This is a genomic window from Inhella inkyongensis (assembly GCF_005952805.1).
GTDB classification, from domain to species: Bacteria; Pseudomonadota; Gammaproteobacteria; order Burkholderiales; family Burkholderiaceae_C; genus Inhella; species Inhella inkyongensis.
The window spans coordinates 3,866,857-3,884,586 of the sequence record NZ_CP040709.1; the positions used below are offsets into that span (position 1 = coordinate 3,866,857).

Genomic DNA, 17,730 nt, shown 5'->3' on the forward strand with positions numbered 1-17,730 from the left:
CGGCAGGATCTCGACGACCCACTTGGAGCTGATCGAACTGGCGGCATCGATGGATTGAAACTTGCCGGTGTCCTCGTCAATGACGGACAGGCAGGAAGGGGAAGGTTAATCTCTCAGAGACTGCCTGGAAGTCCACTCGCCGAAACAAGAAGCCGCCCGAGGATTAGTCCAGGGGGCACGAACAAGGGTGAGGCTTGCACACCGGTGGAGCGGGTCGTCGCCCTTGCTAATTGACTTGATCCATAGGGCGGCTGAACAAATTGGTGTCGCGGTACTTTGTGTTGGCTCGCCCAACGATCGCAATTGGCTAGCCAGCCCTACATTGCACTGACACAGTGGCTCCGACCCCAGATCAAGTCGATGACCAAACGGCTTGTGATCACGGACTTGACGAGTTCCTCCGCCTAGCCACAATGGGCTATACAGAAACTAAGGGCGTGACGGATGTTTGTTGCTCAACCGAGCCAGAATTTCGGCAATCTAGTCTCCCGCGAGTTGATCTCGCGCTCAGCGGGTCAGCTGAAATGGAACTATTTTCAATTCGCTGTGGCCTGGTTAAACCGAGCCGGCGCCAGGAAAATTCATGAGTCCCTCAATGAATTCCTAGCCGAGAATGGCCGAATTAGGGCCACTGTTGGGCTCGACTTCGGCAGCACGACATATGAAGGCCTTAAGCTTCTTCTTGACCTAGAAGACCGTGGCGTCGATATTACGACGAACGTTTTCCATGATGAAAATCCGGCCTGCACCTTTCATCCGAAAATATTTCTTTTCGAGAATGATGTCGATGCGCACCTTTTCGTTGGCTCGAACAATATGACTGGAGCCGGACTGGAAACGAACATCGAGGCAGCTCTGGGCTTTTGCGCCAAGAAGGCCGACAAAACGATTACGGAAGCACGCCTAGCGCTAGAAGCGTGGCGCGATGATTCAACCGAATCTCGGACACGTCGCCTAGATCAAGTCCTGCTTGAGCAGCTCCGTGATCGCGGCTATGTTCTTACTGAAGCGGAGCTTCGAGCGCGCCGCCAGACCGACGCAAAATCTAAATCCGCCAAAGGCGCGCCGCTCTTCGGCCGGAGCAAGCTGAGGACACGCGTAGGTGGTCTTGGAACACCTGGGGCAGGAGCCGGGTCCAAGCAAACGGCAATTGTAGCGATCGGGGATATTCTATTAGCGCGAATCAGGCCACGCCGAGATCGGCGGCAGATTCAAATATCCATGCTACTTCACTCCTCTTTTATGAAGAGCACCGATGAAGTGATCGCGCCCGACGGATCTCGCAAGGCAATTGGCTACAACTACACCAATGGAGTCAAAAACACTGCCAGATTCGAAGCACCAGAAATGATCACCATGAAGAACCCGGTTGCGCGATTTTGGTGGGCCAAGAAAGACAGTTCGGGAAACAATGTCAAGAAAGCATTGCACTACCAGATCTACGATGCAGACAGCGATCCAACGGGCAAAGCGATCTACAAGGAACTCGAATCAGGAATCGGAAAGTCGGCAATAACAAACTTGAAAAAACTCGGGAAGGCAGAAACCGTACTTTCCAAGTCCGACAAGACTATTGCACAGTGGTATCGAATTTCCTCAATCCAGGCCTAGCACCTCCTCGGGTCTTCCTTTTGGAGACGGGTCAGTCAACCTCACAGAAGAGCACCCGAGCATCATGGAGCATATTTTCTGAATTAAGTACGGCGGTACGGACTCGCCTATGACCTCTGCAATTTTCGCCGTGCTGATATCGGCCCCGCCAATTGAAAACTTGTAGCGATACCTGCTTATTGTTTGAACCACCATCGCCTCATAGACTGAAAGAACTCTGTTCTGTGAGGGATGTATTTTGTTGTCTGACGCTTCGTAAATGAAATTCTGGGTGAGGGTTCGAGCGGGCTCATCCCACTTCATGCGTCGATAAGCCGAATGGAAGCCTTTCAGCAAGCGCGGCCCCGACTCATCCAACACATGAGGACGTGGGAGCAATGACCCGCATTTCACACAATGGATGGGTATGTTTTTGGAAGAAACCCACCGCCCATTGACCTTTACATCCTCATGCCCCGGATTATCTTGGTTCAGGCAACTCGGATTTAGGCACTGGTTGTTAAAAGCTGTTTCACCTTCTTTAGTGTGTCGCACCCACAGATGCTTCATCTCAGCCATTCTAGGCACGTAGTGATACGGATGAAAGTCTCTGGCTTCGTTCAATCCCTCTCTAGCATCCAGTGGCGGAAAGTCTCCAATAGCCTCTCTGAGAGTGCGTCGAGGCTCGCGCATTTCGGCTGTAAAGAAGCTTCCCCCATTGGCTCTAAAGTACTCTTTCGCCGCAGGATCGCGTGTGAATATGGTTATTAAGCGCTTTCGCCGTTGAGGAATCCCGTAATCCTCGCAGGCGACGACCTCAGCCTTACCCTCATATTCCTCACCCAAGCGCTCACTCACGTAGTCAATGATGTTGACCGTCTGCTCTCCTGTAGTTCGAATAGCCGTCCGCTCCATGCCTGGGACATTCTCCAGAAGCACCCATCGAGGCTTGAGCTTCACGGCGATATCCATCGTCGGAATGATGAGGCGATTTCGCTGATCCTCTGTGTCTCTCCTTCCGAATGAGATTTCTGATTTCAGCTTTCCCATCCCATTGCTGGACATACCTTGACATGGCGGCGTGGCATACAGCAAGAATAGTTCATCCTCGCCAAGCGCATCCGTAGTTGAGGTAACAATCTGCTGCTTGAGCTGCCAAATATCACCTTCGAGTATGTCATGCTCAAAGTTTTCCCGGTACAGGGACACCCGCTGCGAGAGTAACTCGTTTGCCATAACCAGCTGAAGGCCTGACGCTATAACGCCCAGATCCCCGATCCCGGCAGATGAGAAAAGACTCAGCGCTTTCAACGAATGTGCCGACTGAGACTGCATCATCAACACGGAACGACCATTCCGCATCGCCTAGTGCTCCCCGATTGATTGTTCGTAAAGTAGTTGCTCAAGCACCGGAGCGAAAGCCTTTCCAAACAGCGGCGGCACCGCATTGCCAATCTGAGAAGCAATTTCTGTCTTGCTACCAAAGAACTGAAAATGGTCATCGTAGCCTTGAATGCGCGCGGCTTCCCGTGGGGTGATGGCTCGATCATCGAACGGATGTATGCACTTGCTTGACGCAGGCGATGTGAACTTAACAGTAATTGTTGTTGACGGCTCGTCAGCGGAGATCCGTGAGTAGCACGAGCTGTAACCGCTACTAACTAGACCCTCAGGAAGCGCATTGATACTGGAGCCAGCGTGCCGAATGACTTCCAACATTTTGGCGTTGTGACTTGCTGCCTCATGGAGCGAAAGCACTGCCTGCGCACCTCTTCTACGGGCCCGCTGATATTCGTTCTGTGGCTCGCCTCTGTATGTCTGTTTCGACTCCCCTGACTTTAAGCTCGGCAAATCAGATATTGCATCCCAGACCGTGACCGGATCCAAACCATGCTGAGTATTAAGTACATAGCGTTCCTTCTTTGAAGTACCGATCACCTTGCCAGAGAATCGGTGCGTAGGCAGAGGGAATCGCGGACGCACTGAGCCCCCACGATTTCCTCTGACGCCAAGCAAGAAGAATCTCTCACGCTTCTGCGGAACTCCGAAGTTCGCTGCGTTAAGGACTTTCCAATCGCACTCGTAGCCAGCACGCTTGAATGAAGCAACAATTTGAGATACAAGTTGACCCTGATTCGCCGCAAGTAACCCGACGACATTTTCCATTAGGAAGATTCTCGGCCGAAGAACCTGAACATACTTTAGAAACTGCTTGTAAAGCGCATTTCTAGGATCTTCGAGATCGAGGCCTCGACTCGGTCGCAGTGATGAAAAGCCTTGGCAAGGTGGGCCGCCTACAATGAGGTCAATTGCAGACAAGCCGGTCTGGGAAAGCAAGTAGTCTGGCGAGATCTGCTCAATGCTGTCGCACACTATGTGTGCCGCAGGGTGATTCAAACGTGCTGTCTGCGCCGCCGCCGCATTAAAATCAATACCGCCTACTGTCTGCAGCACAGATCCATGTGCCTCTAAGCCATAGGAAAGCGCTCCAGTCCCACAAAACAGGTCCAGTACGGTGAACCGACCTTTTTTGACCGCTTCGTTGGCTTCCATCAATGCTCCGAGCAATATTTTGAAATTAGGAATTAATCGCTTCTGCAAGCAAGTCCTAAACTGAATTTTATTTGCCACTCAGGCAAGAAGGGACTGGAAAAACCCATCCCTGTCCGACAGCCTCAGAGTAAATGGTCGCGACGCCTACGAACTAGATGATGCCCCCAAGACGGGCGATGAAGCATCTACTCGCTCTTCCCCAGCACCCAAGTCATAGCGCCAGCGTGCCTAGGCGTAGTCCAGTTCCACGAACACAAAGCAAACAGCCCCGTCACTTGCGTGACGGGGCTGTTCTTGATTTGGTGGCCTGGGGCGGAATCGAACCACCGACACGCGGATTTTCAAACAGGCACCCGCCGAAATCGTACCACAATAGTCAAGGACCTCCTAGGATTTTTTTGCCGCACCCAAGCAGACGTAGCTTTCGCGCTTGAGACCCGCAAAAGCCTTATGCAGCAAGGCGGGAGCCCAAGTTGTGGCGCCAGACTGACAGTCGACATCGAACAACCAACACGCTGAAAACCCGGCCACGGACCGGCGAAACGCCGGTCATCGGAACCGGCTCCCGGCGCTTCTTTGTTGGACTTAGCCGGACTCGCGATCGGCCCTTCTTGCGCTCGCGAACGATGCCGCGGACCGGCGAGAGCACGGCCCCCCCCCTCGCCACTGTGTTGACGCTCCCCGACTACCCGAGGAGACTAGCGCCCAACGGTGACCGAACAGCGGCGATGTCCGGTCAATCCTAGACGCAATCATTCAAGGCCCGTCCAGGCAGTGCGTTAGCACCAGCACCTGGAGTACATGGAGCCAACGTCAGCGAACTCTAGGCCCGTCCACCGGCCGCATGACTTTCGAGTCCTGCGGGCCGTCGCCAGAGACCGGACCAACCACCGTTGGTCCGCATGGACGGACTGCACCTGGAGGAACCTGCTGATGGACACGACCTGACCCCTTTCTCGCCTTTCTCCCGAGCCCGTGACGGGCTCGGGTTCACGCATGTCTACACCACTGGGCTTCACACACCTTCCGCCCGGGCGTGGACTGTCTGGAACAGCAAAGACCTGAAAGATTTCCATGAACCTGAATCAACACCTGCGTCGCCTGCGCAACGAGCGCAACCAAGCCAAGAAGCTGGTCGCCGAGAACGCGAGCGCACCCGCAACCGAGCTGCCGGCAGAGTCGGCACCGCACAGCGCTGCGAACGACTCCGCCATCCCGCCTACCCATGACGTCGACGTCACCAGCACCCCGGCGGTGAACGACGAGGTCGCCTTCACCGCGCCGGAAGACGCTGCGCCCATCGCCGCTGAAGCTCCGACCGACCAAGCCGACAGCCTGCCTACGCACCCCGCCGAAGCTGCCATCGCGCGCAAGACTGCCGACGCGGGCAACAAGACCACCCCGGTAAGAGCACGCACCACGCGCAAGGCCGAACGGCCCAGCGGCCCCAGCGCTGAACTGGGGAACGTCGAGCAGGCGTTCATCGCCAAGTATGGTCACCTCGTACCCGCCGGCTACGAGTTCAAGGGCCCGATCCTGTACGGTCCCGCGTCCGGAAGCGCGGCCCAGTCGACGGCGATCTGCATGAAGCCCATCGTCGGCACCGAGCTCCTCTCGGAAATCGTCAGCGGCTTCTCCGCGCTGAAGGCCGTGTACATCGACGTGGCCGGCAAGGAGCGCGAGATCCTGCTGCCGCTCACGGTCCTGGGTGCCAAGGATCCGGAAGCGACCCGCGTGCTGACCCAGGCAGGCATCCCGAAGCTGGAGAGCGGCATCTTCAGGTACCTGATGATCGTCGCCTCCAGCCGCAAGCTGCGCCGCCGCTACCTGCTGCGCAACCTGGGTTTCGCGTTCGACCCCACCGACAGGAAGTCGATGGTGTTCGCCACGCCTGCCGGGGTTCTGCGGGCCAGGGATGCCAGCTCGCCCACCACGGACACCCCGTTCAACGTCGACCAGAACCTGCAACTGCTGCTCGACGCGCCGAAGGAACAGGTCGACCCGTTCGCTCCGTCGGGCACGCTCGCAGGCTGGCAAGCCATGATCGAAGGGGCGCGCGCCCACCACCTGGTCATCTTCGGCGTGTGCGCCGCCTTCGCCGGCCTCATCGCGCCGCTGCATGGTGGGGGCGGGGTCATCCTGCACCTCTGGGGCCGCAGCACTGGCGGCAAGACGACGGCGCTGCAGGCCAGCGCCAGCGTCATGGGCTGCGGTGCCGATCCGGCAACGGCGCGCGACGCCACGGTAATCATGCGGTGGAACACGACGAACGGCGGGCTGGAGATGATCGCGGCCACTCGCAGCGGGGTCTGTACGCAGCTCGACGAGCTGGGCGCACTCTTCGGCGAGATCGACCTCTACAACCCGACCTCGGGGCAAGGCCGCGCCCGGATGACCCGCCAGCTCGGGTTCGCCGAGATGCGGCGGTGGCTGCTGTTCGCGCTGAGTTCCGGCGAGATCTCGATGGCACAGCACTTCATGCTCGTGGCCAAGCGCAGGATGAACCCCGGCGAGACGGCGCGCGGCGTCGACATCTCGGCCGACAAGATCGTCGACGCAAGCCCCGCAACCAACGACGAGATGAAGTCGATCTCCGAACTGGTCAAGGCCGGCTCGGCGATGCACTACGGCATCGCCGGCCCCACCTTCGCTCAGCGGCTCATGGACAAGTACCCTGACGCCGACGACCTGCATCGTGCCGTACAAGCACAGGTCGCGGCTTCCGAAGCCGAACTCCTCGCCCACCTCGATAAGCGCGAGATCGCGCTGACCGCGGTGCAGCGGCGCACGCTGCGGCACCTGGCGGGCGTACACGCTGCGGGCATGCTCGCGGAGCAGCTCGACGTGCTGCCCATCACCGCCGACGTAGTCAGGGCCGCTGTCGAAGCCACCGTGATGGCGTGGCTCGACCAGGACATGCCCGCCGACGACACGGAAGTCGCCATGAGTGCCATGCGCAACTACGCTCTGGAACACATGGCCGAGTTCCAAGACCTCGACTCGGACGAGCCGGCTGCCCGCCGCAGCTTCGGCCTGCGCCACCGCGGCCTCCTGCTGCTCAGCGCAGCGCAGTTCGAGGCGGCATGCGGTGACCTGGCCCCGTTCCAGGTCAAGCAGCTGCTGCGCGACAACGGCGTGCTGAAGACGGAATCGCCGGAGAAGCTCGTCTACCGGGTGACGAACCAGCGGCACGGCCTGCGGCAAGCTCCGTTCATCGCGCTTCGGTGGAGCCAGCTGTTCTCGGGCGATGAGACCGCCCAGACCGAGGGCGAAGCCAACGGGTCTTCCGGCCCGGGCGGCGAGGTCACTCCCGTCGCCTCCACCACGGCCGACGAGCAGCCGCAGCATCCGGCCAACGACGGGTACATGGACGACGAGGCGGCATGAACGGCGCCCCGGCCTGTCGGCTGGGGCATTCCGATCGTGAAACCTAGGGCTGGCTTGCCAGCCCTTTTTCATGCCCGGGCACCAGGCGCAGGCCCGCGGGGTCGGCGACGGCAACGCCGCGCCCGTCCAGGAGTAGCACCCGCGCGGGCCGCCCGCGCCCGCGCTGAACGGCGATCAGTCTGGCCGCAGCCAGCCGAGCCAGTCCGTCGTAGGCGGCGTCTGGGGCGACACCGTGGGCGCGCAGCCGTGCCGGCTGGATGGCGAAGCTCGTCGACCGCTCTACTGCCGCTTGGGCCCAGAGAACGACACCGACCGTGAGCGACTTACCTGGCAAACGCGCGGCCGCGCGAAGCCATGTCGCCGGGATGGTCACGGGCGGCTCTGGCCGAAGACGGAGTCGCGTTGGGGGTGTGGCGTGGTTCATGCTGGGGCCTTAGCGAAGTCGACATGAGCCTGTTCAGGAAGCGCGCTTGAACTTCGATCAACGGGGCGGCTGAAGGAGAAAAGGGAGCCTCGCCTGATCTTGCCGGGCGCACTCCCATTTCTCCCTCCTTCCCCGGCTCTCACGTTTCCGTTCCGTCGGACGTTGCCAGCGCCTACCCCAAGCGGCTAGGTCAGCGCCGCAACGTCCCGGTACAGCTGCCGGAGGTGAACGTCCGACATGTCGAGGATCGGCTCGTACATGAAGGAGTTCAGGTGGATGTTCTCTGGCGTCATGAGCATCACGCGCTGCAGCACACGGATTCCGGTCAAGTCACCGGCGAAGTCTGTCCTGTACCGTCTCAGCAGCGCCGGAGTCTGGTTCGCAGTGATGTTGGCCACCCAGCCCGCATCGTTGATCTTTCCGACCATGAAGGACTCGGCCTTGAGCCGTGCTGCGATCGAGAGAACCACCTTGTTCTCGAAGTTGATGCCGTCGGCAGCATTCAAGCAACCTTGTGCTTCTGCATCGATCAAGGCGACCACACTAGCCGCTTGGTCTGGCGACTGGCCAGTGGAACCGAACAAACGCCCATAGACCCCGTCCAGGTCGGCAACCGTGATCTGGCCCGACGCGGGCTTCCAGTGCAGCAGAGATGTCAAGAGCACGTAGTCAGGATCGCCGTCGCCCTTCGTGTACTCGATCAAGTTCCGCATGAACGGGATGCAGCCGATCTTGCTGCGGAGCTCCGTGTAGAACTGCGGCTTCCAGAGGTTCACGAACACGTTCTTGATGCCGACCGCCTCCTGCAGGGCCACGCCGTCTGCCGTCTTGGACGCCATGAAGCAGTTGCTCCGATGAACCAGCCCTCGACTCTGGATCGTTCGGAAAAAGTCGAAGTTGTGGGTCAAGATCAACTGCTTGAAGCGAGGCGCCTCGGCAAGATCGGCGAGGTACTGAACGATTGCGTACTTGTTCTTGTAGTCGAACGAGTCGGCGATGTCGTCCACGACCAGGAGCGTTTCCTTCCCGCTCTGTCGCCGGACTTCGATGTCGAAGAGCATGTTCAAAACGTAGAACGCCTTCCTCTCGCCAGTGCTGAGCGTCTGGAGCAGCGCATCACGCGTTACCTCCACCTCTTGGTCGCCATCCTTGAACATGAAGCCCAGGCGCAGCACTGGCTCTTGGCCAAGCATCACCTCGACCTTGTTGACCGCCACCAGTCGGAACGGCACAACGAACCGATCGTTAAAGATGTCGATGACCGCTTGCCACTGAGTCCCCTCGCTTGCCGCCGCATCCCGAATCTCCTTGCTCCGGGCTGCAGCAGCCTGGACCTTGTCGAGAAGCTGTAGGTAGAGGTCGTAGTTCGTCTTGATGTAGGACTTCCAGACCTTCTCCTTGAACGCCGGCAGGTTGGCGAGCTCAGGCAACAGGCCTTCGTGATCCTGCAGGTAGGCCTCGAAGTCGCGCAGGGTTGCGTTCTTCTGGATCTGCTTTTCCAGGGCCTCGAACTTCTGGCGAAGACCGGCATCGTTGGTGATCTTTGCCTTCTCTTGCTTGATCAGCTCTTCGAGCTGGGCTTCGGAGGTGATCTCGACGCGCTCTTCGCCGTTGAGGCTCACGGTGTGGTTAGCTTGGAAGAAGCCGTTGTCCTTCAACTGGCGGGCCACCATGGCCGCGTTGTAGTAGTTGAACGTTCCCTTCTTGAAGTACTTTGAAGCAGCCAGCAGCTCGTTGTACTTCTTGACGTAGTCATCGATGGCCGTCTTGAAGTCACCCGTCCCCAGAAACGCCTGAACCTTCTCGTCCATGACCAGGTCATAGGGCACGTCCGCGAAAGGCGCGTCTGTCTGTTCCGCCAGCTCATCCTTGATGCGATTCAGCGCGACGTAGAACTTGTCGCCGCCCGCGGTGAAGGTCTCGGAGATTTCCTTCTCCACATCCCGCTTGGTCTTCGACGTCGCGCGAAGAGCCTTGATGAAGCCAGCCTTCGCTGCACTTGTGCCTGCGTGCAGAGCTTCGTACTCGTTGCGAAGCGCTTGGTTCACCAGCAAAGTGGAAGTCTCTTCGGTCTGGCCGGGGCTCTCCTCGTACGGGCGCAGCACGAGGATCGCGTCACCTGGTAGTCCGGCGCCTGTCTCGTCAGCCACGACGCGCGCAGTGACGCGATCTTGAAACACCCGATCTCTGGTGGCACTGCCCTTCGCGATGTCGTCGAAGGTGTTCGCTAGCGAACTCTTCATGGCACCGTTGGGCGCGTAGATGGCTACGGTCGTGTGGTTGCTGTAGTCCAGTACGGCGTCGAGCTTGCGGATGCCGTAGCAGTTCTCCAGCGCGATGCGCAGTTGCTGCATGTTGTTCTCCCTGAAAGACCAGTGCAGCTTATCAACGCATCGGTTGCGGGTCTTGAACTCATTTCATTGGCTCGGCTGAGTCGGGCGCGCCACACGCCCCCTCATGCCTCTCACCCAACCTCGGAGTACCACGTGACCCACACCAACATCCTCAACTGCAGCTTCCAGCACGCCGTCATGCCGCGTCAGGTGGACCTCACGGTCCACGTGCGCTGGCGACGCTGACGCCCCGTCTCTACGCCACCTCTTCGCCCCCTTGGCCTTCGGGCCAAGGGGGCTTGTCTTTTCTGCGATCCAACCATCAGGAGCCTGAACCATGGCCAAGGTCCGCCACACACCCGAATCCCCCACTTCTCCCGTTCTCTACTTCCGCTTGCGACAAGGCAAGGCGGCCAAGCTGAGCCCTCACGCCAAGGGCGAGGTGACCTACGACGTGTTGACCGATGCCCAGCGGTCTGACGTGTTCATCTCGATCTGCAGTGCAGCGTCGAGCGCGTACTTCAGTTCCCAGCCCATCTCGGTCTCTGCTGTTGAGTCGGTCGTCACCAGCCTGCCTGTGGACAAAGCCATCTCGGCAAACTCCTTCAAGCACCTCTACGTCAACCGGTCAGTCAACAACCCTGGCTTCCTGGCTTGCGCGTTGGTCGGTGAAGCGCTGCTCGGCCGTGTGCCCGACAAGGCACACGGCATGGTGAACCAGGGGAACTGGGGGGTATGGAAGGACACCTGCTTGGCGTCCTTCACCGATGACCTTGAAGTGGTGACCTTCGGACCGAAGGCGAACGGTGAGGCTGAGTCGGCAGCCCCAGCCATCGACACCCGGGATGACGCCGCCACGGCGCAGCTGGCCGAGCAGCTGGGGGAAGAGGGGGAAACGGGGAAGGCCGGCGCTGCCGCCAAGGGCAAGGCACGTCGGCGCGGCAAGGCTCAGGAATGACCACCGCGCTCGCTGGCTGGGTGGCGCGGGTCCGTGCCTGCGACATCGCCAGGGCGGGCATCGAGCTGCAAGGGGCGCCGCCCACATCGGTCGAGGCCTTCGCCCGCGAGTTCGGCGTCAACCTGGGGCAGGTCACCGCATGCTTGCAGCTGCTGGTGGACGGACCACACCTGCTGTTCGTTGGCGCCCCGGTCGTCATCGCGGCCTACTCTGCGCGGGCGGGGACGTTCCGTGTCAGCTTCGACGGTGAGGCGCCTCCAGACCTCGCCTCGCTCGACGTTCCTGCCGCCGGCACCTGGCTGACGGTCGCCGCTGCCGAAGCTGGCGAGCTTCCAGCCGCAGCACCCCACTGGGCGGTGATGACGCTGGGGCCACGCGGCCCCAGTGGCATCAACGCGGGTGCCGCTGCCACGCTGCGCCGGTACATGACCGACCGTGCCTCGCTCGACCCCTTCGAGCTTCGCACTGCACAGGCGTTCTGGGCCTGTGCGGACCACTGCCTGGACGGACGCTGACCGTCCGCAAGCGCGCTTCTCCCACTTCTCCGCATCGCCCTGTGGGCATCAAGCCCACGGGGCGCTCGCACACATGGAGCACTTCATGCAAACGAACCCGTTCCCCTGGACCCACACCAACTGCCCGCAGGCACATGTCTGCGTACGCGCCGGGCTGCACCGCCCCCATCGCTGCCGCCGCTGCAGTCCCGTCCGGCTGGAGGACTGACATGACCCGCCAGTCGCATGGCGGGCGCAAGCCCATCGATCCCGCAGTCGCCGACGCCGTTGCTGGCCTCAACGCGGACCAAGCCGAGTTCTTCGAGGAGCGGGCTGCGGTCATGGAGTTCGACGGCGGCCTCCGCCGGCAGGACGCCGAGCGCGAGGCACTTGCCCAGACGCGCCGGCACTTCGGCCTACCGACGGGCTGAGCGGGCCCACGTCCTGCCGGAAACCCCGGCGATGACCCGGCGAGCTCAAACGCCGGGCGGCTACGCGCACGGGTGACTTCGGATCAACCCGCACGGCTGCTTGGGCCATGCGGGGCGGCGTGGTCCAGCGAACAGCCGAGACACGCGGATTTGGCAGTCGGGCGCCGGGCTCCCGGTGCTCCCCGTTCTCCCATCGCCGCTGCCGGCTTGCATGCCAGACGTAGTCCGCGTGCTTCGCATCGCGCCGGCTCCCTTTTCGCCGAGGTAACTCCAACACACCATTAGCGAATGGCGCCGTCAGGCGCCTCGCCTCCACGCAGCCGCGCCGGTCACCAGCCGGGGCGGCTGTTCTTTTTTCTGATCCGTAGAGGCAACTTTCATGACCACGACTACCGAAGAATCGACCACGCGTCGGCCCACCCGCTTCAACTTCACGATGCGCGCACTCGCCGCGCTGCCGGCGCACGACGCGAACGCAGCCGGCAAGGCCACCGAGTACTCCGACACGGGCGTGGTCGGGCTCAAGCTGGCGGTCGGCCGTGGTGGTCTGAAGACCTTCTGGTTCCGCTACCTGGCCCACGGTCGTAGGCGTGCCGCACGCATCGGCCAGTTCCCCGGGATCGACCTCGCGCAAGCCCGTCAGACGGCGCAGGAGATGCGCGCCATCGTCGACCGCGGCGGCGATCCGCTCAACGAGCGCGATCGCCGCAAGGCCATGCCGACCTTCGAGGAGTTCGTCAGGGACGAGTACCTGCCGTTCGCCAAGCAGATGGGCAAGAAGTCGGTGGCGGATGACGAGGCGAAGCTCAGGATGTACCTAGTCCCCAAGCTGGGCAAGCTGAGGCTGTCAGACATCAAAAAGCGCGACATCCAGGAGCACCACGCAGCCATGACGCAGACCCACGCACGGGCCACGGCCAACAGGCACCTGGCCCTGCTCAGCGCCATCTTCCGCAGGGCCGTAGAGTGGGAGCGCGTCGACACCAACCCCTGCCAGGGAGTCGCCCAGCACAAGGAGACCAACGGCCGGGAAACGTTCCTCAGCCCAGAGCAGTGCGCCGCGCTGTTCGCCGCCATGGCGGACGATCCCAACCAGACCGCGGTGGCCGCGCTGAAGCTGCTGCTGATGACCGGCGCGCGGCGCGACGAGGCCCTGAAGGCACGCTGGGAGCAAGTCGACCTGCAGCGCGGTACCTGGCTCATTCCGACGACCAAGAGCGGGCGGGCCAGAACGGTGGTGCTCAGCAGGCAGGCGATCGAACTGCTGCAGGCTCAGCCGAGCCGCGGGACCGAGGGCTGGGTGTTCCCGGGCCGCGATCCCAGCAAGCCGCTCCATGACCCGCGCAAGACCTTTCTTCGGTGCCTCGCGAAGGCCAACATCAAAGGGGCCGTCCAGGTGAGGATTCATGACCTCCGGCACACGGCCGCGTCACTTATGGTTTCGCAAGGAATTTCTTTGTTTTTAGTGCAAAAAATGCTTGGCCACAGCGCCCCGACCATGACGCAGCGGTACTCGCACCTCGCCGATGACCCGCTGCGTGCGGCGGCGCAGAGCGTTGGCGACGCCATCGAGGCCGCCATCGCGCCAGCCGCGCAAGCAGCATGACGACTTGAACGGGGATGGCCTGCGGGCCATCCCCGCTTCTCCCTTTTTTCCCGTCAGGCAACCGTGGAAGCCTCGCAGCTAACATCGTGGCCAATGCACCAAGACTACCGACACCTGACCGCTGACGAACACGAAGCGGTTGAGAAGCAGACGTTGCGCACCGTGGTTCAAGCCTTGCAGGAGTATTCCCGCGAGGCGAAGCAGATCTTCGACAACACCAAGGCTCCTAGTAAGGCCGAAGTGATCGTGCTGGCGGAAGACCTCGTGCAGTACGCGCTGGAAGTGGCGGAAACCTACCCGATCAACCGTAGGTACGCGGGCTTCATCGACTACAAGCGCATCCGCTGGCTCCCAACGCCGTTCGGGCTGTTGCCACAGGCCCTCCTTGTGGACGCCAAGGCATCGACGGAGAACAACCGGGAGACGCTGCAGCAGTCACAGCTACCGATGAACGCCGACTTCATCTCGGACGGCCAGCACCACCAGATGGCCGCTGGCGTTGAACCTCATCTGGAGCTGTCAGGCGCCCTCAACGGGGAACTTCACGCAGTCACGACTTCACTCTTCGTGCACTTCCACTACCGTGACCTCTCACAGGACACGGCCCCGTTCCGCGAGTTGCAGTCGATCTACGCGTTAGCCATTCCGCATGGGCGTTTCAAGGACCGGTACAACCCGAACCCGGAAACGACATTCTTCGGCCAGGGCAAGCACTCTCCGGCTCGCCAAGAAGTGCCGCGCATCCGGGTCTACTTCACGCGGCTGAAGGAGATGTGCCCGTGGCGCCTGCAGCAGCTGAAGTACATCGGCGGGGAGTACACAGAGCCACTCTGGCGCGACGGACCAGGCCCCACCGGCGCTCTTACTTCGTTCGCTTTCCTCGGCCGCTAGGCTGCGGCTGAAACCTCTCGGCTGCGAACCGCAGGTAGTCTTCGCGGACGTCAACGCCAACCGCTCGGCCACCAAGTGCCAGGGCAACCGAACCGGTCGTACCCACGCCGAAGAACGGGTCTAGGCAGATCCCGCCAGGAGGCAGGCTGGCACGAAGGCACCAGGTGGCTAAGTTCGGCGGCATGACTGCGAAGTGCCCCTTGGCATCGCTGGCTCCGCCCGTAAGCGAGAAGGGTTGGACATCTCCGGGGTTCCGGCCGTTCGGATGATTCCGAAAAACGTTGTCGCCAACTTCAACGGCCATCGCCTCGTCATACCTGTCATCCAGGTCCAGCAGCGACTTCAGCGTTGTCCAGGTCTCTTCGGGCGGGCGCCGTGCACCGATCTCGTCGACTCGGAAGTAGTGCCGCACGCGTTCGAACGGCTGGTCAAGGGTGCGCGCGACGGCCTTGATGCTGACGCCCTTCTGCTCGGCGGCGGCGCGCAGGTACGCAGCCAGTTCTGTGGCGAGCGGTGCATTCGGCCTACGTCGTACCTCCTTCAAGCCGTCGATCGTCGCTCGGTGGCGAGGGGAGTTCAGCCAACGGCGCAGCTCGTCCTGCCCCTTCGCCTTACCGTCCGCGGTCCCTTCGAGGGCGCGCCTACGCTCGACATGATCTTCCGTCTTGTGCGGCACACGCACAGCATCAAGGTTGAAGTAGTAGCGCTCATGCTTGGCCAGCAAGAAGACGGGTTCCCAGGCGTTCGTGAGTCGGTCTCCCGCGCTCGATGGCATCGCGTTCGGCTTGTGCCAGACGACAGTGTTCCGAACAAGCCAGCCGTCGTTCTCTAGAGCGATGGCGACTCTGAACGGGACCAGCGCGAGTTGCTTGTTCCGCTGCCACTTCGGACCGTTCGCCTTCGCGCCGTTGATGTAGCAGTCACCGATGTTGAGCCAGGCGGTGCCGTTGTCGGTAAGCGTGCGCTTGACCTGGCGAAAGACGCCAACGATCCTTTCCACGTACTCCTCGACGGAGTCCTCAAGGCCGATCTGCTCGTCAGCCTCGTAGTCCCGCACCGACCAGTAGGGCGGTGACGTGAGGCAGGTGTGGATCGAGCCATCGGGCACCTTCTTAAGCGCGGTCGTGGCGTCGCCGTGAAGCAGTGCGAACCGATCGCCCTTGATCGTTGCCTTGCGCTTGATCTGCGCCCAGCGGTCCGCCTGCTCCTTGGATTCCACGGACTCTTGGGCGAAGGCTAGGTGTTGGACGTCGGTGAGATTGTTCATCGCGCGGCACTGTAGGTTTGACCAGGATTCTGCCTGCTTTTCGCAGGGGCCGCCCCGGCCAAGAGCCCAACTGGCCCATGGTCTTTCCCCGTGTTGCGCAAGCGCGTCGACCTGCACTCGATCACAACGGTGTGCATGTCCGGCGGCGCGGACAGGGAAACCGGGAGAACTGCGCAACGGGCCATCCGACACCCGACGCCAGCGCGCCCCCGGAAATCTCCCGGCGACACGCGGACTGGCGTTCATCACACACGCAAAAAAGCCCGCTCGTCGGCGGGCTTTTGCGGGGCTAAGTGCTTGCTGCACTTGGCTTTTGTCTTGGTGGCCTGGGGCGGAATCGAACCACCGACACGCGGATTTTCAATCCGTGCCTCAATCCCGCTATACCCTTCTTTGTCCTTCAACTTCAAGGACTTAGCCTTCACACACCTCAATGCCGAGGGCGGCTTCCGTCAGCGGCGTTGACACTCCGTCGACAGACGCATCCCTATGCGCAGCCAAAGAGCTTTTTGTATTCTCGCGGCGTCAGCTTCGATTGGCAGACACCGGCAATGACTCGCTCAAGAAGTGCAGATGAACACGGGTCATGAGGAGCCCAAACAGCCTTGCTGACCATGCTCCCGACATGCGGATCAGGGTCCAGCCGAAGGTGACGGTACGAGATGAAGCTACGGTGCTGAACAAACGGATGCTCACCTGGCTCCAGAACACAGGCTGGGTCGTAAGGAACACCATCACGCAACGTCGTGGCGCTGACCATCGCGACCTGAGGCGTAGAGCCGTAACCAGGAAAAACTACCGGGCCCAGAACAAGAACGAAGAGGTGCAGCCCAGTCGGTCCAGAAGGGACAAGAAGCGTCTGACCAGGAAGCGCACGCCAACCAGACATCGAACGTTCACTACCCTCAGCTCATGGCAGCGTTCAATGCACGCTGAACCGCAAAGCGCTCTACCAGCGACGACGCCTGCTCGCTGGTGTAGCCAAGCTTTGCAAACAGCGTTTCATACGATATGGGGCGGCTCGACCCATCAGGGTCCTCCCACTCGGGACAAGCATCCGAATGGGTGTACTTAACCAAGTCCCACCTATCCCAATGACCGAACTGAGCCCAGATCTCTCCGAGCACTTCAAGATCGCTATCACTCAGGCGCAGCAAATCTTGCTCCGGCGACCGAACCTTGCTTTCGTCTCGAAGAGCAACCACATGTCCAGCCCTGTCGGCAATCCAAGTCTCCCAACCACCCTCAACGGAAGGGAGAGCGCCGTTGATGTGGTCATATGTCATCGACAGGACAGGGCCGTTCGGCATCGCTACCAAGCGATCCCCGGTGAGCGGCTCTCCATAGCGTTGCAGAGACAGCCGCTCCGCCAGGTACATGAGCTTCACCAGCTTGATAAGCGGCAAGCGGCCTCCTGCTCGAAAGAGCAAGAACGCGGCCGCCTCAGCAGCCCTTCGCTCATCAAATAGGGGAGTCATCGCCATCCGGATCGCATTGTCGTACAGACAGTACTCATTGAGTGCTGTACGTGTGTACAGTTTACGACATCGGCGCTATCGCCAGCAACCCAATTCCTGATGTCTGGGAGCTGAAGTGACGCAAACAACAGCCCCAGTGAAACGGCGGGTAGGCAGCTTCGAGACTCAGGCCACCATCCATCCCCGGCCGCCCCGTCCAAGTCCTTCTATAGGACGGGAAAAGCGCCTCCGCGAGGCAGGCAGTGCGTTCCCGCCCGTGAAGCCTAGCTACAAGCTTCGAGGCTTTGCGACAGCCATGGCCCCAAGCATCATGCTTGC

13 protein-coding genes are annotated in these 17,730 nt (G+C 60.9%); 7 read left to right on the forward strand and 6 right to left on the reverse strand.

All coding sequences use genetic code 11. From position 1 onward, the window contains the following. Nucleotides 1-444: 444 nt before the first annotated feature. A complete protein-coding gene (locus tag FF090_RS18100; protein ID WP_138858071.1) occupies nt 445-1,611 on the forward strand; it encodes a phospholipase D family protein in 1,167 nt (388 codons plus the stop codon). Here the strand turns inward: FF090_RS18100 and FF090_RS18105 are convergent. Further along, the gene (locus tag FF090_RS18105) at nt 1,597-2,928 is read right to left on the reverse strand and encodes a DNA cytosine methyltransferase (protein ID WP_246071598.1); all 1,332 of its coding nucleotides are present in this window, start codon (nt 2,926-2,928) and stop codon (nt 1,597-1,599) included. The two genes, FF090_RS18100 and FF090_RS18105, sit on opposite strands and share 15 nt — an antisense overlap. A 27-nt stretch (nt 2,929-2,955) precedes the next feature. Then, nucleotides 2,956-4,143: a DNA cytosine methyltransferase gene (locus tag FF090_RS18110; RefSeq protein ID WP_138858073.1), complete on the reverse strand. Its 1,188-nt coding sequence runs from the start codon at nt 4,141-4,143 to the stop codon at nt 2,956-2,958. A 1,074-nt stretch (nt 4,144-5,217) separates the two neighbouring features. Here FF090_RS18110 and FF090_RS18115 point away from each other — a divergent pair. Beyond that, entirely contained in the window at nt 5,218-7,530 is a 2,313-nt protein-coding gene (locus FF090_RS18115; protein ID WP_138858074.1) for a DUF927 domain-containing protein, read from the forward strand. Nucleotides 7,531-8,139: 609 nt separating this feature from the next. Here the strand turns inward: FF090_RS18115 and FF090_RS18120 are convergent. Next, entirely contained in the window at nt 8,140-10,308 is a 2,169-nt protein-coding gene (locus FF090_RS18120) for an AAA family ATPase (RefSeq protein WP_175423717.1), read from the reverse strand. A gap of 316 nt (nt 10,309-10,624) precedes the next feature. Here FF090_RS18120 and FF090_RS18125 point away from each other — a divergent pair, with 316 nt between their 5' ends. The 5 genes from FF090_RS18125 (at nt 10,625) to FF090_RS18145 (ending at nt 14,667) form a co-directional block, all read left to right on the forward strand. After that, complete coding sequence (locus FF090_RS18125; RefSeq protein ID WP_138858075.1) at nt 10,625-11,245, forward strand: hypothetical protein; 621 nt, start codon at nt 10,625-10,627, stop codon at nt 11,243-11,245. Continuing rightward, a complete protein-coding gene (locus tag FF090_RS18130; protein WP_138858076.1) occupies nt 11,242-11,760 on the forward strand; it encodes a hypothetical protein in 519 nt (172 codons plus the stop codon). Before FF090_RS18125 ends, FF090_RS18130 begins: the two co-directional genes overlap by 4 nt. A 209-nt stretch (nt 11,761-11,969) precedes the next feature. Then, nucleotides 11,970-12,170 (forward strand): hypothetical protein, encoded by a 201-nt coding sequence (locus tag FF090_RS18135; RefSeq protein WP_138858077.1) that lies wholly within the window; start codon nt 11,970-11,972, stop codon nt 12,168-12,170. A gap of 379 nt (nt 12,171-12,549) precedes the next feature. After that, nucleotides 12,550-13,776 carry a tyrosine-type recombinase/integrase gene (locus FF090_RS18140; protein ID WP_138858078.1) on the forward strand — a complete coding sequence of 409 codons (1,227 nt, stop codon included), beginning with the start codon at nt 12,550-12,552 and terminating at the stop codon, nt 13,774-13,776. Nucleotides 13,777-13,869: 93 nt separating this feature from the next. Continuing rightward, nucleotides 13,870-14,667 (forward strand): SfiI family type II restriction endonuclease, encoded by a 798-nt coding sequence (locus tag FF090_RS18145; RefSeq protein WP_138858079.1) that lies wholly within the window; start codon nt 13,870-13,872, stop codon nt 14,665-14,667. Here the strand turns inward: FF090_RS18145 and FF090_RS18150 are convergent. The 3 genes from FF090_RS18150 to FF090_RS18155 form a co-directional block, all read right to left on the reverse strand. Continuing rightward, on the reverse strand, nt 14,639-15,934 hold the full coding sequence (locus FF090_RS18150; RefSeq protein WP_175423718.1) for a DNA-methyltransferase: 1,296 nt from the start codon (nt 15,932-15,934) through the stop codon (nt 14,639-14,641). The genes FF090_RS18145 and FF090_RS18150 overlap by 29 nt on opposite strands. A 245-nt stretch (nt 15,935-16,179) precedes the next feature. Continuing rightward, nucleotides 16,180-16,344: a hypothetical protein gene (locus FF090_RS19345; RefSeq protein WP_175423719.1), complete on the reverse strand. Its 165-nt coding sequence runs from the start codon at nt 16,342-16,344 to the stop codon at nt 16,180-16,182. A gap of 495 nt (nt 16,345-16,839) precedes the next feature. Then, the gene (locus FF090_RS18155; RefSeq protein ID WP_138858081.1) at nt 16,840-17,418 is read right to left on the reverse strand and encodes a Panacea domain-containing protein; all 579 of its coding nucleotides are present in this window, start codon (nt 17,416-17,418) and stop codon (nt 16,840-16,842) included. Between the last annotated feature and the right edge of the window lie 312 nt (nt 17,419-17,730).

Coding starts and splice junctions, on each gene's coding strand:
- FF090_RS18130 (WP_138858076.1), top strand. CDS start 11,242: ATGACCACCGCGCTCGCTGGCTGGGTGGCGCGGGTCCGTGCCTGCGAC.
- FF090_RS18135 (WP_138858077.1), top strand. CDS start 11,970: ATGACCCGCCAGTCGCATGGCGGGCGCAAGCCCATCGATCCCGCAGTC.
- FF090_RS18150 (WP_175423718.1), bottom strand. CDS start 15,934: ATGAACAATCTCACCGACGTCCAACACCTAGCCTTCGCCCAAGAGTCC.
- FF090_RS18140 (WP_138858078.1), top strand. CDS start 12,550: ATGACCACGACTACCGAAGAATCGACCACGCGTCGGCCCACCCGCTTC.
- FF090_RS18125 (WP_138858075.1), top strand. CDS start 10,625: ATGGCCAAGGTCCGCCACACACCCGAATCCCCCACTTCTCCCGTTCTC.
- FF090_RS18145 (WP_138858079.1), top strand. CDS start 13,870: ATGCACCAAGACTACCGACACCTGACCGCTGACGAACACGAAGCGGTT.
- FF090_RS18105 (WP_246071598.1), bottom strand. CDS start 2,928: ATGATGCAGTCTCAGTCGGCACATTCGTTGAAAGCGCTGAGTCTTTTC.
- FF090_RS18115 (WP_138858074.1), top strand. CDS start 5,218: ATGAACCTGAATCAACACCTGCGTCGCCTGCGCAACGAGCGCAACCAA.
- FF090_RS18100 (WP_138858071.1), top strand. CDS start 445: ATGTTTGTTGCTCAACCGAGCCAGAATTTCGGCAATCTAGTCTCCCGC.
- FF090_RS18120 (WP_175423717.1), bottom strand. CDS start 10,308: ATGCAGCAACTGCGCATCGCGCTGGAGAACTGCTACGGCATCCGCAAG.
- FF090_RS18155 (WP_138858081.1), bottom strand. CDS start 17,418: ATGGCGATGACTCCCCTATTTGATGAGCGAAGGGCTGCTGAGGCGGCC.
- FF090_RS18110 (WP_138858073.1), bottom strand. CDS start 4,143: ATGGAAGCCAACGAAGCGGTCAAAAAAGGTCGGTTCACCGTACTGGAC.